This window comes from Actinoallomurus bryophytorum (assembly GCF_006716425.1).
Classification (GTDB): domain Bacteria; phylum Actinomycetota; class Actinomycetes; order Streptosporangiales; family Streptosporangiaceae; genus Actinoallomurus; species Actinoallomurus bryophytorum.
In genome coordinates, this window is record NZ_VFOZ01000001.1 from 3,154,572 (window position 1) to 3,175,692 (window position 21,121).

The 21,121-nt window shown below is 69.2% G+C and carries 24 protein-coding genes and 1 tRNA gene; 11 read left to right on the plus strand and 14 right to left on the minus strand.

The window, feature by feature from the left end; all coding sequences use genetic code 11:
• Positions 1–54: 54 nt before the first annotated feature.
• The 3 genes from FB559_RS14575 to FB559_RS14585 are packed head-to-tail and all read left to right on the plus strand — an operon-like array spanning position 55 to position 1,882.
• Positions 55–486, plus strand: coding sequence for a phage holin family protein (locus FB559_RS14575; protein ID WP_141956120.1), 432 nt, complete (start codon positions 55–57; stop codon positions 484–486).
• A gap of 5 nt (positions 487–491) precedes the next feature.
• On the plus strand, positions 492–1,409 hold the full coding sequence (locus FB559_RS14580; RefSeq protein ID WP_141956121.1) for an alpha/beta fold hydrolase: 918 nt from the start codon (positions 492–494) through the stop codon (positions 1,407–1,409).
• Positions 1,406–1,882, plus strand: coding sequence for a DUF309 domain-containing protein (locus FB559_RS14585; protein WP_141956122.1), 477 nt, complete (start codon positions 1,406–1,408; stop codon positions 1,880–1,882). The genes FB559_RS14580 and FB559_RS14585 overlap by 4 nt, the downstream gene beginning before the upstream one ends.
• 44 nt (positions 1,883–1,926) lie before the next feature.
• Here the strand turns inward: FB559_RS14585 and FB559_RS14590 are convergent, their stop codons facing one another.
• The 4 genes from FB559_RS14590 to nth form a co-directional block, all read right to left on the minus strand.
• A complete protein-coding gene (locus FB559_RS14590) occupies positions 1,927–2,805 on the minus strand; it encodes a pentapeptide repeat-containing protein (RefSeq protein ID WP_141956123.1) in 879 nt (292 codons plus the stop codon).
• Positions 2,806–2,926: 121 nt separating this feature from the next.
• Complete coding sequence (locus tag FB559_RS14595; protein ID WP_425455065.1) at positions 2,927–4,123, minus strand: MarP family serine protease; 1,197 nt, start codon at positions 4,121–4,123, stop codon at positions 2,927–2,929.
• Between the two features lie 81 nt (positions 4,124–4,204).
• Positions 4,205–4,813 (minus strand): NUDIX hydrolase, encoded by a 609-nt coding sequence (locus tag FB559_RS14600; protein WP_141961694.1) that lies wholly within the window; start codon positions 4,811–4,813, stop codon positions 4,205–4,207.
• A gap of 35 nt (positions 4,814–4,848) precedes the next feature.
• Positions 4,849–5,556, minus strand: a complete 708-nt coding sequence (nth, locus tag FB559_RS14605; protein WP_246121596.1) for an endonuclease III — start codon at positions 5,554–5,556, stop codon at positions 4,849–4,851.
• An 85-nt stretch (positions 5,557–5,641) separates the two neighbouring features.
• On the opposite strand from nth, the gene FB559_RS14610 reads away from it, so the two are divergent.
• Positions 5,642–6,328, plus strand: a complete 687-nt coding sequence (locus FB559_RS14610; RefSeq protein WP_141956125.1) for a Crp/Fnr family transcriptional regulator — start codon at positions 5,642–5,644, stop codon at positions 6,326–6,328.
• 104 nt (positions 6,329–6,432) lie between these two features.
• Here the strand turns inward: FB559_RS14610 and FB559_RS14615 are convergent, their stop codons facing one another.
• The 5 genes from FB559_RS14615 to FB559_RS14630 are packed head-to-tail and all read right to left on the minus strand — an operon-like array spanning position 6,433 to position 9,681.
• On the minus strand, positions 6,433–7,197 hold the full coding sequence (locus FB559_RS14615) for an MBL fold metallo-hydrolase (RefSeq protein WP_141956126.1): 765 nt from the start codon (positions 7,195–7,197) through the stop codon (positions 6,433–6,435).
• 43 nt (positions 7,198–7,240) lie between these two features.
• Positions 7,241–8,074: an NUDIX hydrolase gene (locus FB559_RS14620; RefSeq protein ID WP_141956127.1), complete on the minus strand. Its 834-nt coding sequence runs from the start codon at positions 8,072–8,074 to the stop codon at positions 7,241–7,243.
• A gap of 41 nt (positions 8,075–8,115) precedes the next feature.
• The gene (locus tag FB559_RS14625; RefSeq protein WP_141956128.1) at positions 8,116–8,577 is read right to left on the minus strand and encodes a RidA family protein; all 462 of its coding nucleotides are present in this window, start codon (positions 8,575–8,577) and stop codon (positions 8,116–8,118) included.
• On the minus strand, positions 8,574–8,729 hold the full coding sequence (gene sp36, locus FB559_RS43850; RefSeq protein WP_185792208.1) for a Sp36 family protein: 156 nt from the start codon (positions 8,727–8,729) through the stop codon (positions 8,574–8,576). The genes FB559_RS14625 and sp36 overlap by 4 nt, the downstream gene beginning before the upstream one ends.
• A 10-nt stretch (positions 8,730–8,739) precedes the next feature.
• Positions 8,740–9,681, minus strand: coding sequence for a slipin family protein (locus FB559_RS14630; protein ID WP_246121598.1), 942 nt, complete (start codon positions 9,679–9,681; stop codon positions 8,740–8,742).
• 185 nt (positions 9,682–9,866) lie between these two features.
• Between FB559_RS14630 and bagA the strand changes: the two genes are divergently transcribed.
• Both bagA and bagB read left to right on the plus strand, forming a co-directional pair.
• A complete protein-coding gene (bagA, locus tag FB559_RS14635) occupies positions 9,867–10,862 on the plus strand; it encodes an ATPase BagA (protein ID WP_246121600.1) in 996 nt (331 codons plus the stop codon).
• Positions 10,859–11,998, plus strand: coding sequence for an ATPase BagB (gene bagB, locus FB559_RS14640; RefSeq protein ID WP_141956131.1), 1,140 nt, complete (start codon positions 10,859–10,861; stop codon positions 11,996–11,998). Before bagA ends, bagB begins: the two co-directional genes overlap by 4 nt.
• 43 nt (positions 11,999–12,041) lie before the next feature.
• Here bagB and FB559_RS14645 read toward each other — a convergent pair whose 3' ends face one another.
• Complete coding sequence (locus FB559_RS14645) at positions 12,042–12,350, minus strand: WhiB family transcriptional regulator (RefSeq protein WP_141956132.1); 309 nt, start codon at positions 12,348–12,350, stop codon at positions 12,042–12,044.
• Positions 12,351–12,618: 268 nt separating this feature from the next.
• Between FB559_RS14645 and FB559_RS14650 the strand changes: the two genes are divergently transcribed.
• Positions 12,619–14,862 carry a penicillin-binding protein gene (locus FB559_RS14650; protein WP_185792209.1) on the plus strand — a complete coding sequence of 748 codons (2,244 nt, stop codon included), beginning with the start codon at positions 12,619–12,621 and terminating at the stop codon, positions 14,860–14,862.
• 67 nt (positions 14,863–14,929) lie between these two features.
• On the opposite strand, the gene FB559_RS14655 is transcribed toward FB559_RS14650, so the two are convergent.
• Complete coding sequence (locus FB559_RS14655; protein ID WP_141961695.1) at positions 14,930–15,385, minus strand: GatB/YqeY domain-containing protein; 456 nt, start codon at positions 15,383–15,385, stop codon at positions 14,930–14,932.
• 68 nt (positions 15,386–15,453) lie between these two features.
• On the opposite strand from FB559_RS14655, the gene FB559_RS14660 reads away from it, so the two are divergent.
• Together FB559_RS14660 and FB559_RS14665 are read left to right on the plus strand one after the other, a co-directional pair.
• A complete protein-coding gene (locus FB559_RS14660; protein WP_141956134.1) occupies positions 15,454–16,344 on the plus strand; it encodes a metallophosphoesterase in 891 nt (296 codons plus the stop codon).
• 83 nt (positions 16,345–16,427) lie between these two features.
• Positions 16,428–16,501, plus strand: a tRNA-Pro gene (locus tag FB559_RS14665).
• Between the two features lie 216 nt (positions 16,502–16,717).
• On the opposite strand, the gene FB559_RS14670 is transcribed toward FB559_RS14665, so the two are convergent.
• The 3 genes from FB559_RS14670 to FB559_RS14680 form a co-directional block, all read right to left on the minus strand.
• Positions 16,718–17,338 (minus strand): hypothetical protein, encoded by a 621-nt coding sequence (locus FB559_RS14670; RefSeq protein WP_141956135.1) that lies wholly within the window; start codon positions 17,336–17,338, stop codon positions 16,718–16,720.
• A complete protein-coding gene (locus FB559_RS14675) occupies positions 17,325–17,954 on the minus strand; it encodes an RNA polymerase sigma factor (RefSeq protein ID WP_141956136.1) in 630 nt (209 codons plus the stop codon). Before FB559_RS14675 ends, FB559_RS14670 begins: the two co-directional genes overlap by 14 nt.
• Before the next feature lie 545 nt (positions 17,955–18,499).
• Entirely contained in the window at positions 18,500–19,075 is a 576-nt protein-coding gene (locus tag FB559_RS14680) for a DUF4189 domain-containing protein (protein ID WP_141956137.1), read from the minus strand.
• A 275-nt stretch (positions 19,076–19,350) separates the two neighbouring features.
• Here FB559_RS14680 and FB559_RS14690 point away from each other — a divergent pair, with 275 nt between their 5' ends.
• Both FB559_RS14690 and FB559_RS14695 read left to right on the plus strand, forming a co-directional pair.
• The gene (locus FB559_RS14690) at positions 19,351–20,088 is read left to right on the plus strand and encodes a dihydrofolate reductase family protein (RefSeq protein ID WP_185792210.1); all 738 of its coding nucleotides are present in this window, start codon (positions 19,351–19,353) and stop codon (positions 20,086–20,088) included.
• Positions 20,085–20,981 carry a dihydropteroate synthase gene (locus tag FB559_RS14695; protein ID WP_141956139.1) on the plus strand — a complete coding sequence of 299 codons (897 nt, stop codon included), beginning with the start codon at positions 20,085–20,087 and terminating at the stop codon, positions 20,979–20,981. The genes FB559_RS14690 and FB559_RS14695 overlap by 4 nt, the downstream gene beginning before the upstream one ends.
• Positions 20,982–21,121: the final 140 nt, after the last annotated feature.

Here is a 21,121-nt window from a genome sequence, read left to right on the forward strand (position 1 = left end):
TCGCCTTTCAGGCCACCCGCCGGGGACGCGCTGCCCCGTACGGAGAGGAGAAACATGACCGAGGTACGGTCCGACGGGCAGCTCGAGGACAAGTCGCTCGGTGAGCTGGTCGCCATCGCCACCGGGAGCGTCTCCCGCCTGGTCAAGTCCGAGCTCGAGCTCGCCAAGCTCGAGTTGAAGGACGACGCCAAGAAGGCGGCCCTCGGTGGCACGCTCTTCGCCGTCGCCGGGGTCATCGGCGGCATCGTAGTGATCCTGCTGTCGATCGCCGCCGCGTACGGCCTCATCACCGCGGGCGTGTGGAACTGGCTGGCGTTCCTCATCGTCGCCGGCGCCTACGTCCTGCTCGCGGTGATCCTGGTGGCGATCGGGATGTGGCGGATGAAGAAGATGACCGGCGTCAGCCGTACACGCAAGACCATGAAGGACGACATCGCCCTGCTGCGCCGTGGTGGCGCAGGCGACCAGCCCGCCCTGACCGAGTAGTCGCGATGACCGATGAATCCGCCGTGCTGATCGAGGGTCCATGGCGGCATCGGTCGGTGAGCGCGGGCGGCACGCGGTTCCACGTGGTCGAGCTCGGCGAGGGACCCCTGGTCCTGCTCGTGCACGGATTCCCGGAGTTCTGGTGGACCTGGCACCATCAGCTGGAGTCGCTGGCCGCGGCGGGTTACCGCGCGGCAGCCGTCGACCTGCGCGGGTACGGCGGCAGCGACAAGCCACCCCGCGGCTATGACCTGGTCACCCTGGCGGGCGACATCGCCGGGCTGGTGCGCTCACTCGGCGAGGCCAACGCCACCGTCATCGGCCACGACTGGGGCGGCCTGCTGGCCTGGACGATGGGCGTCTACCACCCCAAGGTCGTGCAGCGCCTGGTCGCGGTCTCGACGGCGCACCCGCTGCGGCTGGGGCACTCTCTGCTGACGGACGTACGGGGCCAGGGGTGGGCGGTACGCCACGCGCTCGGCTTCCAGCTGCCGATCGCGCCGGAGAAACGACTCGTCAAGAACGACGCCGCGCTCGTGGGCGAGCTGCTGCACGACTGGTCGGGGCCGGGCTGGCCCTCCGAGGAGACCGAGCGCATCTACCGTTCGGCCTTCCAGATCCCGGGCGTCGCGCACTGCGCCCTGGAGTACCACCGCTGGACGATCCGCTCACTGCTGCGTCCGGACGGGATCAGGTACGCGAGCCGGATGCGCGCGCCGATCCGCGTCCCGGTGCTGCACCTGCACGGCGCGCTGGACCATACGGTGCTGCCGCGCAGCGCCCAGGGCTCAGGCCGCTACGTCGAGGCACCGTACCGCTGGAAACTGATCGAGGGCGCCGGCCACTTTCCGCACGAAGAACGCCCGTCGACCTTCGACGAGGAGCTCATCGGCTGGCTCGCCGACCCGGAGCCGGACCGATGACGGGCCGGGACCGCGACGAGACCGGCCGGGCCCGCAGCGCACGTCCCCGCGACGCGTACGGCCGCCCGCTCCCACGCGACGCCGAGGGCGAGGAACGCGTCCCGGAGGACTACACGGCCGCCCCCGCCGAGGTGCTGGCCGAGGCACAGCGCCTGCTCGACGCGGACCGCCCGTTCCACGCCCACGAGGTCCTCGAGGCCGCCTGGAAGTCGGCGCCTCCGGAGGAACGCGAGCTGTGGCAGGGCCTGGCCCAGCTGGCGGTCGGCTTCACCCACGTACGCCGCGGCAACGCGCGGGGCGCGAAGACCCTCCTGCGCCGCGCCGCCGAACGCATCGCACCCTACGACCCGGCACCGCACGGCATCGACGCGACCGGCCTGGCCCGGCGCGCGCGTGACCTGGCCGACCACCTCGACCGCGACGGCCTCGAAGCGATCACCGACGCCGAGCTGGCCCCGCCTCTTCGCGTGTGAAGGGCCGGTTGTCCGTACGGACCGTGGCCGGCGGGCTCGCGCCCTCAGAACTTCGTCAACGCGTCCGTCCGCGCCACCGCGCGGATCGCCGCCGGGGTCATTCCGCGCACGCCGGCCAGGTCCGCGTCGCTCAGATTCGTACCCTTCAGGTTGGCGCCGGTCAGGTCGGCGCCTCTGAGCGAGGCGCCGGTCAGGTTCGCGCTGTCGAGGTCCGCTCTGGTGAGGTTCACGTGGGTCAGGTTCGTGTAACGCAGTTTCGCGTTGATCAGGTCCCCATGGCTCAGGTTCGCGGCGAACAGGTTCATACCGGACAGGTCTGCGGTCGGAATCTGACTGCCGGGGATCCGCGTCGCGTGCAGGTCGGTGAAGTGGTGCGAGTGGGGGATACGGCCCAGCACGGTCAGAGCGGCCAGGACGTCGGTGTCGGGCTCGGTGGGCAGCTTGGCGGCCGGTACGGAGGCGGCAGGGTCGTGTTCGCGGACGAAGGCCGCCAGCACGTCGACGATGGTGAGCCTGTCGCGCGGGGAGTCACCGGCGATGCGTTCCAGGGCGTAAATGGCACCGGTCCGTACGTCGCGTCCGGGCGAGCCGAGCTGCTCGGTGGCCTTGGTGTACCGGTCGGTGATCTGGCCCTCCCGAGCGGTCCGCAGCTCACCCTGCCCGGTCCGCCACGTCAGGGCGGTCGCCACCAGACCCGCGGCGGTGAACAGCACGCCGAACAGGATGCCGACGCTGTTGAACCACTGGTGCCGGCTCTGTCGCCGGCGCTCGCGCTCGTCGGCGTCACGCTGCCGTTCCCGGTGGAGTAACTCCAGCCGGCGGTCCGGGGGAAGCGCGTCCAGCTCCTCCTGGGTCGGCTCGGTGATCCGGACCCCCGCCGACGAGTCGCCAGAGGCCGTGCCGGGCTCGGGGGCGGTGCTCACGTTTCGTAGGGTACGGAGCGCTGCGGTGGTACGACACCCCGGTGACGCGGTCGGCCGTGGGGAAGCACGGTCGAGGAAGCCCGTGAACGCCCATGACCAGCGTGAACGACTTGGTCGCGCTCTAGTCGGAGCAGGACTGGGTGGAGACCTCGTTGACGGCGTTGACGCCCGCCTGGGCGTCGGAGGCCACCTCGGCGGCGGTCAGGACGTAGCCGGTGTCCTTGTTGTCCAGCGCCGCGGCGAACACCACGCCGTACACCTTGCCGTTCGGGGCCAGCAGCGGGCCGCCGGAGTTGCCCTGCTCGACCAGCGCGCGGATGGCGTAGATCTCGCGGGTGACCTGGCCCGAGTGGTAGATGTCCGGGCCGCGGGCCTTCTGCTTGGCGCGGATCCGGGCCGCGCGGGCGGTGAACGGCTGGTTCTTCGGGAAGCCGGCCACGACCGCGTCGTCGCGCGTCTGGGCGGTGCCGTCGAACTTCAGCGTCGGCACGGACAGGCCGGGCACGTCCAGGATCGCGACGTCCCGCTTGTAGTCATAAAGGACGACACGGCCGCTGAAGGTGCCGTTGCCCATCGTGAAGACCTTCGGGCTGGAGTCGACGCCGGCCACCACGTGCGCGTTGGTCATCACGCGGCCCGGGGCGTACACGAAGCCGGTGCCCTCGATCTTGCGCTGGCAGCTTCGCGCGGTACCGATGATCTTGACGATGCTCTTTCGTGCCTGGATGAGCTCCGGGGTTTTGAGGATCTTGGTGTCCGGGGGCGGCACGTCGACGATGGACTCACCGCCGAGGCCGCCGAAGACCTGCGGGAAGCCGGTCTTGGAGACGAAGCCGCGGAAGGAGGAGAACCAGGTGTTGGCCTGGTCGGGCATGAAGGTGTTCACGCCGTGCAGCACCGAGGAGTCCTTGACCTGCGTACGCAGCCAGACGAACGGCGACGTGACCAGCGCGCTGCCGATCAGCCACGCCACCACCAGCAGTGCGACACCGCTGACGCAGGCGCCGCCCACCGCGTCGACGCTGCGCGCGGAGTCCCAGGTCACGCGGCTGCGCAACGCCGATCCCACCGAGGAGGCCAGCAGCTGCCCGAGCGTCGCCGTCAGGAACGGGATGACGATGGCCAGCAGCGCCTGCTGGGCCGGGCCGTCGACGACCGACTTAACGATCGGCGGCGCGACGAGCATGCCGACAATGACGCCGCCGACGAAACCCACGAAGCTCAGTGAACCGACGATGAAGCCCTGTCTGTATCCCGAGATCGCGAAGAGTACGACGAGCGCCAGAAGTATCAGGTCGAGGAGGTGATCGCCCAGCACTGGTTCACCGTATAGGGGAAACGAGCATCCGCACGTCGCCTCCGCGGACCAGATCCGCTCCTGTTATGTACGAAGCCGGGACTACTCGCGCGCGGCGAGATCGATGACCTCGGGCGGAAGCTCCTCGATCCGGTCCTCGTCCCAGGGGCGTTCCCACCCTCCGGTCTGAAGGACGCGGTGCAGAATCCCGGCGGTGAACCCCCACACGAGCATGCCGCCCACGCGGAAGGCGGGCCCGACGTAACCGGACGGGGTGCGCACCTGAAGCCGGTTGGCCGGATCGGTCAGCTCCACGAGCGGTACGCGCGCGACCGACGCGACCTCGTCCGGGTCGCCCGCCGCGACGGCCGAGGGCTCGCGCCACCAGGCCACCACCGGCGTGACGCGGTAGCCGCTGTGAGCGACGTACATCTCCGGCATGCTGGCCAGCACCATGACGCCGGAGGGGTCAAGGCCGGTCTCCTCCGCGGCCTCGCGCAGTGCGGCGCCCACCGGTCCGCCGTCGTCCGGGTCGATGCCGCCACCTGGAAAGGCCGGCTGCCCCGCGTGCTTGCGCATCGTGTCGGCGCGCTGCAGGAGCAGCAGGTCCGGGCCCTCGGGTCCCTCGCCGAACAGGACGAGCACGGCCGCCGCGCGCTCGCCGTTGCCCGGTGGCCGCATCATCTCGGGCACGTCGATGCGGGGCGCCATGGCCACGAAGTCCCGCAACCAGGCGGGATAGTCCGTCACGAGAACGGGCCCGATCGGACCAGCTTGCGAGCGGTCTTCTCATCCGTCGGGCCCTCGCCGTATGACGGGCACAGCCGGGCGAGCGGGCAGACGCCGCAGGCCGGGCGCCGCGCGTGGCACATGCGGCGACCGTGCCAGATCAGCCGGTGGGACAGGATGGTCCAGTCCGCCCGCGGGATCAGCTCGCCGATGGCGTACTCGATCTTGACCGGGTCGGTCTCGGTGGTCCAGCCGAAGCGCTTGACCAGCCGGGAGAAGTGCGTGTCGACGGTCAGGCCCGGGACGTCGAAGGCATTGCCGAGCACGACGTTGGCGGTCTTGCGGCCCACGCCGGGCAGCTTCACCAGCTCCTGCATCGTGCGTGGGACCTCGCCACCGTGGTGGTCGCACAGCTCCTGCCCCAGCTTGAGGAGGCTGTTGGTCTTCGCGCGGAAGAAGCCGGTCGACTGAATGATCTTTTCCATCTCCTCGCGGTCGGCGGCCGCGTAGTCGGCGGCCGACGGATAACGGGCGAAGAGGGTGGGGGTGACCATGTTGACCCGTTTGTCCGTGCACTGCGCGGAGAGGATCGTCGCGACGAGCAGTTCGAGCGGTGTGGTGAAGTCAAGCTCACAGTGCGCATCGGGGTACATCTCCGCCAATTCGCGGTTGATGCGGCGAGCCCGGCGTACCAGGGCGAGTCGGGACTCCGGTTTGCGTGGCACGAACGCAAGAGTAATAGGGGGGCCGCGTCATCTTCACACTGCGACGTGCGTCACACTTGTGTGCGTAGGTTACTGAGGAGGAAACGTGAACGACCGCGACGTCGAGGTTCTCGGCCGCGCGCCGCTCTTCGAGGCGCTCGACGAAGAGGGAGCCAGGGCGCTGCGCGCCACGGTCGCAGAGGTGCATCTGTCACGTGGTCAGACGCTCTTCTCTGAGGACCAGGAGGGTGACCGCCTGTACGTCATCCTCGAAGGCAAGATCAAGCTTACTCGGACGGCCCCCGACGGCCGGGAAAATCTCCTCAGCGTGTTGGGACCGAGCGAGATGTTCGGTGAGCTGTCGCTGTTCGACCCCCGCCCGCGTACGGCCAGTGCCATCGCGGTGACCGAGGGGCGGCTCGCCGCGCTCGGCCACACCGATCTGTGGCCGTTCCTCAAGGGCCACCCCGAGATCGGCGTCCACCTGCTGCGCGCCCTCGCCCAGCGGCTGCGCCGCACCAACGAGATCATGGCCGACCTCGTCTTCACCGACGTGCCCGGCCGGGTGGCCAAGGCCCTGCTCGACCTGGCCGAGAGGTTCGGCCAGCCCACCGAGACCGGGTTGCACGTCCACCACGACCTGACGCAGGAGGAGCTCGCCCAGCTCGTCGGCGCCTCACGCGAGACGGTCAACAAGGCCCTGGCCGACTTCGCCCAGCGCGGCTGGCTGCGCATCGAGGCCCGCGCCGTACAGGTCCTCGACATCGAACGCCTCCGCAAACGCTCCCGCTGATCAGGCGCCGCCCGTACGGTCAGGATGATCCGCTGTCCGCACGGACAAGATGATCACCCCGGGGGCGGCGAGGATCAATCCGGAGGCAGACCCGCCGCCATTCGTCATGACACCCCGCGCTCGGCGAGGTAGTCGAGCTGGGCGCGTACGGACGCCTCGGCGACCGGCCACAGGGCGCGGTCGACGTCGGCGTACACGCGCTCCACGACCTCCCTGGCCGTACGGTCGCCGGCCGCCAGCGCGTCCTCGACCTGCTGGAGGCGTTCGCGGCGGTGGCCGATGTAGAAGTCGAGGGCACCCGCCGGATCATCGAGCCGGTCGCCGTGGCCCGGCAGGATCACCCGCGTGCCCTCGGCCATCGCCCGCAGCCGGTCCAGCGACGTCAGGTAGTCCCCGAGCCGGTGCACCACGGTCGTGCCACGGCCGAGGACGGTGTCCCCGGTGAGGACCGCCTGGTCGGCGGGCAGCCAGAACGTCAGTGAGTCCGGCGTGTGCCCCGGGGTCTCGATGACGCGCAGCTCCAGGCCGTCCAGCTCGATCACGTCGCCCTCGGCGAGACCCTCCTCGCCCAGCCGGAGTGCGGGGTCCAGCGCGCGTACGGGCACGGAGCCGGCCAGTTCGGCGAACCTCCGCGCGCCCTCCGCGTGGTCGGGATGGCCGTGGGTGAGCAGGACGAGCGCGACCCGGCCGGCGATGGAGGCGACCCGGCGCAGGTGTTCCTCGTGCTCGGGACCGGGGTCGATGACGAGCGAACGCTCCGCGCCCGGCTCGCGCAGCACCCACGTGTTGGTGCCGTCCAGCGTCATCGCGGAGGGGTTGGGCGCCAGCACGCAGAGCGCGCGGTCGGTGCCCATCCCGTCGATGCTCATGCGGCCTCCTCCGTCGGGGAGGTGATCAGGGCGCTGCGCTCGGTCATGCCACGTCCTCGGGCAGTACGAGGAAGACACCGTCTCCGGTGACGCGTGCCGAGGGCAGCCGCGGCCGTACACGCCGCTGTGCCGCCAGGACGGCCGATACCGAGTCGTACGCGGTCAGCTCGGTCAGCGTCACCAGGGTCGGCGGAAGCATCCGCATGTCACCACGCTGCGCGGCCTCCACGGCGTCGGCCGGGCGGACCCAGGCGACCCGGTCGGACTCGGTGCTGACGTCGCGGGTGCGCTGACCCTCGGGAAGCGCCGCGACGAAGAACCGGGTGTCGTAGCGGCGTTCCTCGATCTCGGGGGTGATCCAGTGCGCCCAGGGGCGCAGCAGGTCACCGCGGAGCACGAGGCCGCGCCGGGCCAGCAGCTCGGCCAGCGACTGCGACCGGTCCAGCAGTGCCTGCCGGTCGGCCTCCCAGTCGTCGGCGCTGGTGTCCGGCACGATGGCGTCCTCTGCCGGGCCGGCGAGGAGTACGCCGGACTCCTCGAACGTCTCGCGTACGGCGGCGCAGACCAGCTCGCGGGCGAGCGTCTCGGCGGCGCCGAAGGCGCTACCCCAGTCGGCCGGTGACGGCCCGGACCAGCCGACCGCGAGATCGCCGTCACGCTGGTCCACCGAACCGCCGGGGAAGACGTACGCGCCCGGCGCGAACTTCATCGACGACACGCGCCGCAGCAGGTAGACGAGCAGGCCGTCGCCGGCCGGAGAGTCGCGCAGCAGGATCACGGTGGAGGCGTCGCGTGGTGTCGCCGCCTCCACCCTGCCCTCGCTGATGTCTCGTGCGCGTTCGGCCAGCCGGTCGGGCAGCCGGAGTGCGTCCGCCAAGGCGCCTCCTCGCTCAGGTGACAGGGCTTGTCGACCGAAAGTTAATCGACTTCGGCGATCAGCTCTACCTCAACCGGGGCATCTCGGGGCAGAACGGCCACCCCGACCGCGCTGCGGGCATGCTTGCCCGCGTCGCCGAACACCTCGCCGAGCAGGTCGCTCACCCCGTTGACCACCTGCGGCTGACCGTAGAAGTCCGGCGCGCTGGCCACGAAGCCGACGACCTTGACGATGCGCCGTACGCGGGACAGCTCCCCGACCTCGGCACGGATCGCGGCGATGGCGTTGAGCCCGCACAGCCGGGCCAGCTCGGTGGCGCGCTCCGGGTCGATCTCGGCGCCGACCTTGCCGGTCGCGGCCAGCTCGCCCTTGACGATCGGCAGCTGCCCGGCCGTGTAGACGAGCGAGCCCGTACGCGCCGCCGGCACGTACGAGGCCAGCGGCGCCACGACGTCAGGGATCTCCAGTCCCAGCTCCCGGATCCGCTCCTCGGGACTGCTCATGCCTTCTCACGCTTGAGGTAGGCGACGAGGTTCTCGGGATTGGGGCCGGGGATGACGGCGACGAGCTCCCAGCCGTCATCGCCCCAGTTGTCGAGAATCTGCTTTGTCGCATGCACCAGCAGCGGAACGGTCGCGTACTCCCACTTCTTCATACGCGGAACATTAGTCCCCGTAGGACGAGCCGCCCCACTGGCCGGTGTCCTGCTTGGGCGTCCCACTGTCCTCCGCGGGCGGTGTGATGCCCATCTTGTCCTTCCTCGGCTCCAGCCCGGGGACCGGCGGCACGTCGTCGGCCGACGCGATCGAGGACGCCTCGTCCGCCTTGGCCAGCTCCTCCTCGGCCTTGGCGATGTGCTCGGCGAGGTTCGTCCTGGGGTTGCCCTCGCGCGGCGTCTGGTCGCCGCCCGCGGCGCGGTCGAAGAACCGCAGCAGCTCGACCGGGAACGGCATCACGAGCGTGCTGTTCTTCTCGGCCGCCACCTCGACGACGGTCTGCAGCAGACGCAGCTGGAGTGAGGCGGGATCCTGGGCCATGACCTCGGCCGCGGCGGCGAGCCGCTTGGACGCCTGGAACTCACCGTCGGCGGTGATGATGCGCGCACGGCGTTCGCGCTCGGCCTCGGCCTGGCGGGCCATCGATCGCTTCATGCCCTCGGGCAGTGACACGTCCTTGATCTCGACCCGCTGGATCTTGATGCCCCAGGGTGCCTCGGTCGCCTGGTCCATGATCCGCTGCAGTTCGGCATTGATCGTCTCCCGCTCCGACAGCAGCTGCTGCATGTCCGCCTGGCCGATCACCGAACGCAGCGAGGTCTGGGCCACCTGCGAGATCGCCCAGTTGTAGTTCTGCACGTTGACGATGGCCTTTACCGGGTCGATCACCCGGAAGTACACGACCGCGTCGACCCTCACGCTGACGTTGTCCTGACTGATGCCCTCCTGGGCGGGTACGCCCATGGCAACGGTCTGCATGTTGACCTTGGTCATCCGGTCGATCGTGGGAAAGATCAAGGTCAGACCGGGTGCGCGGAACTGCGGCTGCACCTTGCCGAGACGGAAGACGACGCCGCGTTCCACCTGCTGGACGACCTTGACAGATGCCACGATCAAGATAAATACGAGGAATGCGAGGATTCCTAGAAGAATGAATAGCGCCTCAGCCACGGGGATCACCTTTCAGCCGGTCGATGCCCTCCATGTCCGACACTAGTCCTCAACGAGCGAGAGGTGTCAGACGTCACTTGCGGTCGCGGGGAGTCGCCCACGAACCGGACGATAACCTCGCAAGAGTGAGGGCGAGAGACACCGATTGGGATGGCGTGCGCCTGCACGTGGTCACCGGCAAGGGCGGCACCGGAAAGACGACGGTGGCCGCATCACTCGCGCTGGCCCTGGCCGCCGGCGGCCGCAAGGTCCTGCTCATCGAGGTCGAAGGACGCCAGGGCATCGCTCAGCTCTTCGACTGCCCACCGCTGCCGTACGAAGAACGCAAGGTCGCGGTCGCCCCCGACGGCGGCGATGTGTTCGCCCTGGCGGTGGATCCCGAAGAAGCGATGCTCGAATACCTGGAGATGTTCTACAACCTCCGCCGGGCCGGCAAGGCGCTCAACCGGCTGGGCCTCATCGACTTCGCGACGACCATCGCGCCCGGCCTGCGTGACGTGCTGCTCACCGGCAAGGCCAGCGAGGCGGTGCGCCGCAAGGACAAGAAGGGTCGCTTCATCTACGACGCGGTCGTGATGGACGCCCCGCCGACCGGTCGCATCAGCCGGTTCCTCAACGTCAACGCCGAGGTCGCCGGGCTGGCCAAGATGGGGCCGATCCGGCATCACGCCGACACCGTGATGAAGGTCCTCCGCAGTCCGGAGACGGCCGTCCACTTCGTCACGCTGCTCGAGGAGATGCCGGTCCAGGAGACCGTCGACGGCATCGCCGACCTCAGGACGCTCGGCCTTCCGGTCGGCGGACTGATGGTCAACATGGTGCGCCAGCCGATCCTGCCCGAAGGGGACCTGGCGGCGGCCCTGGCCGGCGAGCTGGACATCGAGGCCATCCGCATGGGCGTCAAGGCGGCGGGCGTCGAGGACGACGCCGCCGAGATCGCGCAGGCCCTGGCCGCGGAGGCCTCCGACCACGCGCGCCGCTCGATGTTGCAGGAGCGCGAGCTGGCCCGGCTGGCCGACGCCGACGTCCCGCGGTACGAACTCCCACTGCTGAGCGACGGCATGGACCTGGCCGGGCTCTATGAGTTCGCCGAAGAGCTCGGAAGGCAGGGTGCGGCGTGAGGAAGCCACCGGTGTTCGACATCGACACGCTGATCGACGACCCCGACACGAAGATCATCGTGTGCTGCGGTTCGGGCGGTGTCGGCAAGACCACCACCGCGGCGGCCGTCGGCGTACGCGCGGCAGAGCGCGGCCGCGACGTCGTCGTGCTCACCGTCGACCCGGCACGCCGGCTGGCGCAGGCGCTCGGGCTGACCGAGCTGGACAACACCCCGCGCCCGGTCGACGGTGCCGAGGGTGAGCTGCACGCGATGATGCTCGACATGAAGCGCACCTTCGACGAGATCGTCGAGGCGCACGCCGAGCCCGAACGCGCACAGCAGATCCTGGCCAACCCCTTCTACCAGTCGCTGTCCTCCAGCCTGTCCGGCACGCAGGAGTACATGGCGATGGAGAAGCTCGGTCAGCTGCACCGCTCCGGTGACTGGGACCTCATCGTCGTGGACACGCCTCCGTCGCGCTCGGCCCTGGACTTCCTGGACGCGCCCGAGCGCATGGGGCGATTCCTCGACGGGCGGCTCATCAAGGTGCTGATGGCCCCGGCGAAGGCCGGTGGTCGCTTCGGCATGAAGGTGGTGACCGCCGGGTTCGGCATGTTCACCAGCGTCATCACCAAGGTGCTCGGCGGCCAGCTGATCCGCGACATGCAGACGTTCGTGCTGGCCTTCGACACGATGTTCGGCGGCTTCCGTGAACGCGCCGACCAGACGTACAAGCTGCTGCAGGCTCCGGGCACGGCGTTCCTCGTCGTCGCCGCCCCAGAACGCGACGCGTTGCGCGAGGCGTCCTACTTCGTCGAGCGTCTCGCCGAAGAACGCATGCCCCTCGCCGGCCTGGTGGTCAACCGGGTGCACCGCTCGGACGCGTCCCAACTGTCGGCGGTACGCAGCCAGGCCGCCGCGGAGACGCTCGAGACGCGTGGCAACCATCCGCTGACCGCCGCACTGCTGCGGCTGCACGCGGAGCGCATGCATGTCACCGCGCGCGAGACGCGACTGCGGGAGAGCTTCACCTCGTCACACCCGACCGTGCCGGTCGCGACCGTCGGCGCGATGGCCGAGGACGTCCACGAGCTGGAGGGTCTGCGAAGCATCGCGGGCGACCTCGCGGGCGAGGCCGCCGAGCCCGCGGCATGACGATGGCCTGGCCGCCCTTGTGGGGTGGCCAGGCCAACGACGATCAGCTTGCGACGAGCTCTTCGTCTGGGTCCTGAGACTGCTCGTACTGCTCCTTGGCGGTCTCCAGCAGCTCGCGCCACGACGCCACGTCAGGTCGCCGCCGCAGCAGCGCCCGACGCTCACGCTCGGTCATGCCGCCCCAAACACCGAACTCGATCCGGTTGTCCAGGGCGTCTGCGAGGCACTCGGTGCGCACAGGGCAGCCACGGCAGATCAGCTTCGCCCGGTTTTGAGCGGCCCCCTGCACGAACAACGCGTCGGGATCCGCGTTACGGCAGGCGGCGCGGGCGGTCCAATCCGTGATCCACATCTTGGCCCCACTCCCCTTGGTCGGTTGTCGTTGCGAGCCCCGGCCGGACGGGCGCGGACGTCAGGCCGCCATACGAAAGCCGTGGGGAAGAACTTACGGAACCGCGGGTGGATTCAACAGCCCCCGATGGGCCCATTCTCGAAATAGCCCCTCCGGGCCATCCGGAGGCAAGGAACTAGTCATCCGTCTGCGGGGAGGTGCACCATATGTACCTCTCGTCCCGCGTAACCTATGTCGGGTGATGGGTGTGAGGGAAGATCAAGATGGTGTGATCGTCAAGCTGCTACGACTTCTCGGGGCGGCTGCCTTCGCAGGGGTACTCGTCGGTCTTCTCGCCCTTCCCGGCGTCGGCAGCGTCGGGATGGCGGCGAGGGACGCCTCGGACAGCTTCCAGAGCCTGCCGGATGACTTCAGCTTGAAGCCGCCACCCGAGCGCACGACCGTCTACTCCGCGGATGGCCAGGTCATCGCGCAGTTCTACTTTCACAACCGCGAGTCGGTGAGCCTGGACCAGGTCGCTCCGATCATGCAGAAGGCCATCGTCGCGATCGAGGACGCGCGGTTCTTCCAGCACGGTCCGCTCGACGCGAAGGGCTCCTTCCGCGCCCTCGTCACCAACGCGCAGGACGGCGGCATCAAGCAGGGTGGCTCGACGCTCACCCAGCAGTACGTCAAGAACCTCCTGGTCGAGAACGCCAAGACGGACAAGGACGCTGAGGCGGCGAAAGCGCCCAACTTCGGGCGCAAGCTCCGGGAGCTGCGTTACGCCGTCAACGTCGAGAAACGCCTGACCAAGAGCCAGATCCTCGAGGGCTACCTCAACATCGCCTACTTCGGCTCCGGCGCGTACGGCGTGCAGGCGGCCTCGCAGTACTACTTCAGCAAGAACGCCTCGGAGCTCACCCTCCCCGAGGCGGCGCTGCTCTCGGGCGTGACCAACAGCCCGTACTTCTACGACCCCGAGATCAACAAAAAGGGCGCGATCGACCGCCGCAACACGGTGCTCTACCGCATGGCGGAGCTGAAGATCATCAGCAAGCAGCAGGCCGACGTGGCCGCCGCCACCCCCATCAAGCTGGACATCAAGAAGCCCAAGACCGACTGCGCCGACAGCAAGGCGCCGTTCTTCTGCGAGTACGTCAAGGACGAGGTCCTCGGCAATCCCGCGTTCGGCAAGACGTCGGAAGACCGCGAGCGGCTCCTCTACCGCGGCGGCCTCACCATCCGTACGACTCTGGACATGAAGGCGCAGAACGCCGCGCAGAAGGCACTCGCCCTGCGGCCGAGCAGGAGCAAGACGGCGACCGAGGCGATGGTCAAGCCCGGCACCGGCGAGATCAAGGCGATGGTGGTCAGTAAGGACTATGGCGATCACAGATCGAAGGGTCAGACGACCCTGAACCTCGCTGCGGACTACGCCCACGGCGGCAACAGCGGCTACTCGGCCGGGTCGACCTTCAAGGTCTTCACCCTCGCCACCGCGCTCAACAAGGGCTACAGCGTCGGCACGACGCTGCCGGCGCCCAACAGCACGACGATCAGCGGGTTCACTTCCTGCAGCGGCAGCCATTTCGAGCCGTGGACACTGGGGAACGCCGAGACGTCCAAGGCGAAGAGCGCCAACCTGAACACCGGGACCTGGGGCTCGATCAACACGTTCTATGCCGCACTGGAGCAACGGGTCGGCCTGTGTGACTCGATCCACATGGCGCAGAGCTTCGGCATGAAGCAGTCCAACGGCAAGCCGCTGGAGCAGGTGCCCTCGCAGGTACTCGGCACCAACAGCATCGACGTCACCCACCTCGCCGCCGCGTACGCCGGCTTCGCGGCACGCGGCCAGTACTGCACCCCGGTCGCCATCAACGACGTCACCGACGCCGACGGCAAGAAGATCGAGGTCCCCAAGGCCAAGTGCGGCAAGGCGGTCGACTCGGGCGTGGCCGACGAGGTCACCCGGATCCTGCAGGGCGTGATCACCAACGGCACCGGCCGGGGCATGGCCATCGGCAGGCCCGCGGCGGGCAAGACCGGCACTTGCGAGTCACACTCGTGCGCGCTGTTCGCGGGTTACACACCCGACCTCGCGTCGGCCGTCTGGTACGGCGACCCCGCGGCGCCGTTCGGCAACCCGAGTCCCGGCATCTACGGCTCGAACATCGGCCGCATCTGGAAGGCCTCGATGGAGGGCGCGCTGCGGAACACCAAGCCCTCGTCGTTCCACACGCCGGTCGACGACTTCGGCAACCTGGACCAGGCCCGCATCCCCAACGTCCGCGGGCTCTCGGTCCAGGCGGCGACGCAGCAGATCGAGAACGCCGGCTTCGCCGTTCAGGTGTCGCCGCGCGCGATCGACTCCACCCAGCGCAAGGGCACGGTGGCGTACACCTCACCCAGCGCCGGCGTGAAGTCCGACACGGACACCTCGGTCGTGATCTTCGTGAGCAACGGCAACGGGCCCGCCCCGAAGCCGCGCAAGCGACGACGCGGCGGCGGTATCTGGCCGTTCAACTGACCGTCGTCTTCACGGGACGCCTCGTACGCTTCGGCGCGTACGAGGCGTCTTGGTCTTTCCGGCCTTTTCAGCCCGCGAGCTGCCGCTTGACCTCACCGGAGACGCGACGGCCGTCCGCGCGGCCCGCGACCTTCGGCGTCACGACCTTCATGACCTGCCCCATCGCCCGCGGCCCCTCGGCACCCGTCTCCGCGATGGCCTCGGAGACGAGACGCGTGAGCTCCTCGTCGTCCAGTTGCGCGGGGAGGTACTCGTCGAGGACGACGCCTTCGGCCCGCTCGGCCTCCGCCTGCTCGGTGCGCCCGGCGCCGGCGAACGCCTCGGCCGCCTCGCGGCGCTTCTTGGCCTCCCGCTGCAGCACCTTGACGACGTCGTCGTCGGACAGCTCGCGCGCCCGCTTGCCCGAGACCTCCTCGTTGGTCACGGCCGTCAACGCCATACGGAGCGTACGGGTGCGAACCTCGTCACGCGCCTTCATCGCGACCGACAGGTCGGTCTGCAGCTTCTCCTTCAACATGGTCATCATCTTGCCCTGCCTGATCGACATGCGCTTTCCAATAATCAGCTCCCGTGGTCTGGCACGATGGATGGGTGCGAAAGAGATATGCCGTCCCCCTGGGAGTGCTCGGCGCCGGTGTCGCCGGCATCGGCTACGCGTCCGTCATCGAACGCAACTGGTTCCGCCTGCGCCGGTACGACGTACCCGTGCTCGCCCCGGGCCAGCGACCGATCAAGATCCTGCACATCTCGGACACACACCTGACCCCGGGCCGCCGCCGCCTGATCTCGTGGGTGGCCGCCCTGGACGCGCTCGAGCCCGACCTGGTCGTCAACACGGGTGACTCGATCTCCCACCCGGACGCCATCGGCCCGTTCCTCGAACTCCTGGGCCCGCTGCTCGACCGCCCGGGCGTGTTCGTGTACGGATCCAACGACATGTACTCACCGGTGCCGAAGAACCCGGCACGCTACCTGTGGCGTACGAGCCGCACCGACTACAACCGGCGGACCGTCCCCGACCTGCCCTACGAAGACCTCGGCGCCGCCCTGACCGCGGCCGGCTGGCTCGACCTCAACAACCACGTCGGCAGCCTGAAGCTCGGGGACGCCGAGGTGGAGTTCGCCGGCATCGGCGACTCCCACATCGGCAAGGACCGCTACGACGACATCGCCGGCCCGGCCTCGTCGGGCCCAGTGAGCATCGGCGTGATGCACTCACCGGAACCCCGCAACCTGGACCGCTTCGCGGCGGACGGCTACCAGCTCCTGCTGGCCGGCCACACCCACGGCGGCCAGCTGTGCGTGCCGTTCTACGGGGCACTGGTGACCAACTGCGGCATCGACAAGCCCCGGGTGAAGGGCCTGCACCGGCACGGCGGATCCTGGCTACACGTGTCGGCCGGCCTCGGCACGTCACCGTACGCACCGGTCCGCTTCTGCTGCCCACCGGAGGCCTCACTGCTGACTCTGGTCCCGGCGTAGATCACGGGATACCCGGGCGCGGGTAGGGGTGAACGTCCGCTAGAGTAGACGCGGCGCAGGCGTTGTAGACGACCTGTTGCCACCGGGGTGTAGCGCAGCTTGGTAGCGCGCTTCGTTCGGGACGAAGAGGTCGTGGGTTCGAATCCCGCCACCCCGACACAGATCAGAGGCCCTGTACCGTCGTGGTACAGGGCCTCTTTCGATGCTAGGCCGCCTATCGGCTCCGCCTTGGCTGGCTTGGGGCCGACCGCGCTCCCTCGGTAATAACCGGACATAGCTCGTGGTGATAGATCGTCTCTGTCCTCGCCGTGGTCGTGTGCCCGACCGATGGCTTACCGTCGCTCCTCACCCCGGGCACCCCGAGATCTGCCGGTCAGCCGCCGCGGTTGGGGAGGACGTCCCCCGGTACCGGATTGCACGGCGCGACCGGCCCGTTGGCCAACCTGATCGCGGCGCGCTGGCCGCGGTGGTGGGCGTTCGTCGAAATCTGGACGGTGTAGACGAAGGTCTGGTCGGGTTTGATGTACTGCGGGTGGACCTTGAAGTAGTGGTCCTTGCTGCTCAGCGGCGCCCAGTCGACCATCTCGCGTGGCATCCGGTTGGGGGGGACGAAGTCGGCGCGGGAGTCCTGGCAGGTCATCCCGGCGGGCAGGTAGTCCACGGCGGCCGTAACGCCGAATGAGTCGATCCGTTGCTGCAGGCCCTTCGGGTCCCGGTAGTCGTAGATGGAGATGCGGATCGACCCGTCGGGATCACGCTCTACCGCGTACGCCGGGGACGCGTGCATCCCGAGCAGCGATGGGTCGGCGACCGTGACTGCCGCCGTGGCGACGATCATGGCGCCTCCGGCGAGCACTAGCCGCCGGCGGGGCCTGCGGGTGGCCGGACGGGTCATGGACGCGGGCTCGTCAGCCGGGCGGGCTGCGACGACATGCCTGAGCTCGGTGAGCAGGTGCTCCTCGAAGGCACTGAGCTGCTGGTCAGATGTATTCATGTGCATTTCCTCTCGTCGATGGCAGCGGGATTTGGTCGGTAAGCAGGTCACGCAGTTGCTTGCGGGCGCGGTGGAGCCGGACGCGGGCGGTGATCGGCGATAGGTGGAGTGCGGCCGCGGCCGCGGACACCGCCATACCGTCGACGGCGACGAGCTCCAGCAGTCGGCGCGTCCCGTCCGGCATGTTGGCCAGAGCTAGGTAAACCCGGCGGGCCGAGCTCTCGGCGTCGATGCGTTCCTCGATCCGGGCGATGTCGGCCGGATCCAGCGGCCGCCGCCCGGCGATGCGGAGGGTGGCCGCCGTCTCCCGGCGGGCACGACGGTGTTCAGCGGCGAGGACGTTATGGGCCACGCCGAATATCCAGCCGACGACGCTGCCCCGGTCTGGACGGTACGTGTGGGCCGAGTCGATGATCGCCAGGAAAACGTCGGCGGTCAGGTCGGCCGCCAGGTACGGATCATCGACCCGTCGCGCGATGAATCGGCTTACCTGTACGACATGGCGTCGGTAGAACTCCTCGAACGCATCCGGATCGTGCGCGATATCGGCGAGCTGACGCTCTGTCCGGTCCGGGTCTCCCACAGGAGGCCTCCAGCTTCGGTTGTCGATGGACATCCATCACCCAGTACTTGGACCGACCGCACCGCGACGTTTCATGGATCACTGCCACACGTGGCTGATGAGAGTCGAGCGGACGCGCCCCTTGGTGCGAGGCCCACGGTCAGGGTGTGTGTCGTACTCGACGAGAACGGCAACCGCGCCGTCCCTGACGGACAGTGCGCAGGGGATCGTCGAAGATCGAGGACGTGGATACACAGGGGATGCGCTGCCCGGTTCAAATAACCGGAGTGGGGCTCGGCCGACAGACGGGCGGGCCGCCTAAGAGGCCGCCTACCTCTGCGGTCCACCACGGACCACCGCGAACATCGGCGAGGTGCTCAGGGCCGGTTACAGGCTACGCGCGCAGGTCACGTGAGGGTCGGGATTCCTTCGGGACGAAGAGGTCGTGGGTTCGAATCCCGCCACCCCGACAGTACGTCTTAGCAGTTCAGATGGGGTTTCGGAGCTCTACTCCGGAGCCCCATTTCGATCTTCTAGGCCCTTCGAGAGCCACCCGTCACGCGGACTTGCCTCTGGGTGAAGACGGCGTTCATGATCTCCTACCGGGTGGTGCACACCCACGCGGTCCAGTGGCCGCCTCCCGCGTTGGAGATGGCGTTCCTCTCGGCTGCTGCTCGTGTGCTGCCATGACCGCCCCAGTACCTGTTGGTATGGGGGTTGAAGGCGATAGCACCGCAGCCATTGACGAAGACCACGAGGACCTTGCAGCCCGAGCGCGGGCACTCACTCAAGGCTCGCCGCTTGGCGACGGCAGCAGTTTTGTAGTCCCAGGCTTTGCCGACGCTGCCATCGTGCGCCACGGCGATGGCTCCGTAGTGCTGCGGCGGCGGTGAATACGTGTCGGGCGGAGAGAACGGCGTGAAGCTGGGCAGCGCGGGTGGGCTGTAACCGGGCAGCGCGGGTGGGCTGTAACTGGGCGGTGTCGGCATGCCCGGCAACGTGGGCGCTGCAGCCGGCGGCGTGCCCCCCGAGTCGTCGTCGGACCCCCACAGCAGGACGATGCCGCCGCCGACCAGCAGTACGAAGACCACAACGACGATGACGATCACCGCGCTGTTGTTGTTCGGCCGCCGCGGGCCGGGTGGCGGACCCCATCCCGGCGGACCCGGCGGCATCGGCGGACCCGATGGGCCGGCCGGCGGGCCATACCCGGGCGGAGGCCCATACGCGGGCGGCTGACCGCCGTACGGTGGCTGGCCGCCGTACGGCGGCTGCGGGGGTTGCACAGTGACCCACTCCCCAAATGTGGTCAATGTCCGGAGATCGTAGCGGTTGCCGGGTCGGTGGGCTCTAGAACCCGGGAAGCGCAGCGCGAGCCGGGAGTTTCGCCGGCCGTGGGACCCCTGGTGTGCCGATGCACGGGGCTCCGAGGTGCCCTAGGTTCGACTGCATGCACGCGATCTTCGGTCCGCATCACGAGGGCACCCCGGTCACCGATGACGAGGTCGCCGACGCGTACCCGTGGCCCGGCTCAGGTCCGTGGGTTCGGGCGATGATGGTGACGACGCTGGACGGTGCCGCGACCGGGCCGGGCGGGGTCAGCGGGTCGATCTCGTCCGAGGCGGACCAGGCGGTGTTCGCGGCGACCCGGCGCTTCGCGGACGTCGTACTCATCGGCAGCGGGACACTGCGGGCGGAGAAGTACGGCCCGATGCGGGCCAAGGAGGCCGACGCCGTACGGCGGTCGGAGGCGGGACAGCGGCCGGCGCCCGTTCTCGCGGTCGTCAGCGGTTCGCTGGACCTGCCGTGGCGCCTTCCCGTGTGGGCCGAGTCCACGCATCGTCCGCTCGTGCTCACCAGAACGGCAGCCGACCCGGAGCGGCTGGACGTGGCGAAGCGGCACGCGGATGTCGTCACCCTTGACGTCGTCACGCCGCGCGCGATCGTGGACGCGCTCGTCGGGCGCGGTCTGCGGCGCATCGTGTGCGAGGGCGGGCCGAGGCTGCTGCGCGACTTCAACGCGGCCGACGCCATCGACGAGGCCGACATCACCATCTCGCCGACGTTCGCCGGGACCGGTCCGTCGCCCACGACGGCAGGGCTGCCGGACGTCGTGCGGCACCGCCTCGTGCACGTGCTCCAGGGCGACGGCTTCCTGATGGCCCGATATCTCGCGCCCGGTCGATGATCTCCCTGCGCGAGTTGGCCCGGCTGGCCGCCGAGCACGCCGACGACCTCGACCGGCCGGTGGCGCCGGTACGCATCGGCGGCAGGACGCGTGATACCGACCGCCGCCCCGTACTCATGGGCGTGGTGAACCTCTCCCGCGACTCCAACTACCGCGAGAGCATCGCCGTGAGCACCGAGTCGGCCGTGCGCAAGGGCCGCGTGCTCGCCGCGCACGGCGCCGACCTGGTCGACGTCGGGGCCGAGTCAAGCCGCGCCGCGGCGGTCGCCGTCGACGTTGAGGGCCAGAAGAGGTTGCTGCTGCCAGTCGTCGAGGCACTGGCGGGCGACGGGATCGCGGTGTCGGTCGAGAGCTACGATGCGTCGGTCGTGAAGGCCGGCCTGGAGGCCGGCGCTTGCGTGGTCAACCTCACGGGTTCGCAGGACGATGACACGATGTTCGCGCTCGCGGCCGAGCACGGTGCCACGGTCGTCCTCTGCCACGTGCTCGGGCCGCACGTCCGGGCGCTCGACGGATCGGACGTCGACACCGACCCCGTGCCGCGGATGCTCGAGCAGTTCGGCACGCGCATCGAACGCGCTCGGGAGCTCGGTGTCACCGGCCTGGTCATCGACCCGGGGCTTGGCTTCGGATTCCGCCTCCACGACCAGCGCGCCCGGGCGCGCTACCAGTCGGTGACATTGCTGCACTCGTTCCGGCTGCGCCGGCTCGGCGTCCCGGTCTGCCACGCGCTGCCGCACGCGTTCGACGTGTTCGAGGACCAGTTCCGCAGCGCGGAGGGGTTCTTCGCCGTACTCGCCCATCTCGGTGGCGCGGGGATGTACCGCGCGCATGAGGTACCCCTCGTACGCTCGGTGCTCGACGCGCTCGTGACGTTCGGTGTCGACCACTGACGCGAGGTCGGTCGTAGCCGAGGCAGGGGCCACTTCCAATCATGGAAGTGGCCCTTTTCCGTGCCGCACAGCAGCGACGTCATAGCCGCATCACCACCTTGAGGACGCTGCCGCCCGGTCCGGCCTCGTCGGCGTACGGC

What these genes read in the sequence shown, in the direction of transcription:
- FB559_RS14575 (WP_141956120.1), top strand. Translation starts at nt 55, where the DNA reads ATGACCGAGGTACGGTCCGACGGGCAGCTCGAGGACAAGTCGCTCGGT.
- FB559_RS14580 (WP_141956121.1), top strand. Translation starts at nt 492, where the DNA reads ATGACCGATGAATCCGCCGTGCTGATCGAGGGTCCATGGCGGCATCGG.
- FB559_RS14585 (WP_141956122.1), top strand. Translation starts at nt 1,406, where the DNA reads ATGACGGGCCGGGACCGCGACGAGACCGGCCGGGCCCGCAGCGCACGT.
- FB559_RS14600 (WP_141961694.1), bottom strand. Translation starts at nt 4,813, where the DNA reads ATGGCGCCCCGCATCGACGTGCCCGAGATGATGCGGCCACCGGGCAAC.
- FB559_RS14615 (WP_141956126.1), bottom strand. Translation starts at nt 7,197, where the DNA reads ATGAGCATCGACGGGATGGGCACCGACCGCGCGCTCTGCGTGCTGGCG.
- FB559_RS14625 (WP_141956128.1), bottom strand. Translation starts at nt 8,577, where the DNA reads ATGAGCAGTCCCGAGGAGCGGATCCGGGAGCTGGGACTGGAGATCCCT.
- sp36 (WP_185792208.1), bottom strand. Translation starts at nt 8,729, where the DNA reads ATGAAGAAGTGGGAGTACGCGACCGTTCCGCTGCTGGTGCATGCGACA.
- FB559_RS14645 (WP_141956132.1), bottom strand. Translation starts at nt 12,350, where the DNA reads ATGTGGATCACGGATTGGACCGCCCGCGCCGCCTGCCGTAACGCGGAT.
- FB559_RS14655 (WP_141961695.1), bottom strand. Translation starts at nt 15,385, where the DNA reads ATGACCATGTTGAAGGAGAAGCTGCAGACCGACCTGTCGGTCGCGATG.
- FB559_RS14670 (WP_141956135.1), bottom strand. Translation starts at nt 17,338, where the DNA reads ATGAATACATCTGACCAGCAGCTCAGTGCCTTCGAGGAGCACCTGCTC.
- FB559_RS14675 (WP_141956136.1), bottom strand. Translation starts at nt 17,954, where the DNA reads ATGTCCATCGACAACCGAAGCTGGAGGCCTCCTGTGGGAGACCCGGAC.
- FB559_RS14680 (WP_141956137.1), bottom strand. Translation starts at nt 19,075, where the DNA reads ATGCCGCCGGGTCCGCCGGGATGGGGTCCGCCACCCGGCCCGCGGCGG.
- FB559_RS14690 (WP_185792210.1), top strand. Translation starts at nt 19,351, where the DNA reads ATGCACGCGATCTTCGGTCCGCATCACGAGGGCACCCCGGTCACCGAT.
- FB559_RS14695 (WP_141956139.1), top strand. Translation starts at nt 20,085, where the DNA reads ATGATCTCCCTGCGCGAGTTGGCCCGGCTGGCCGCCGAGCACGCCGAC.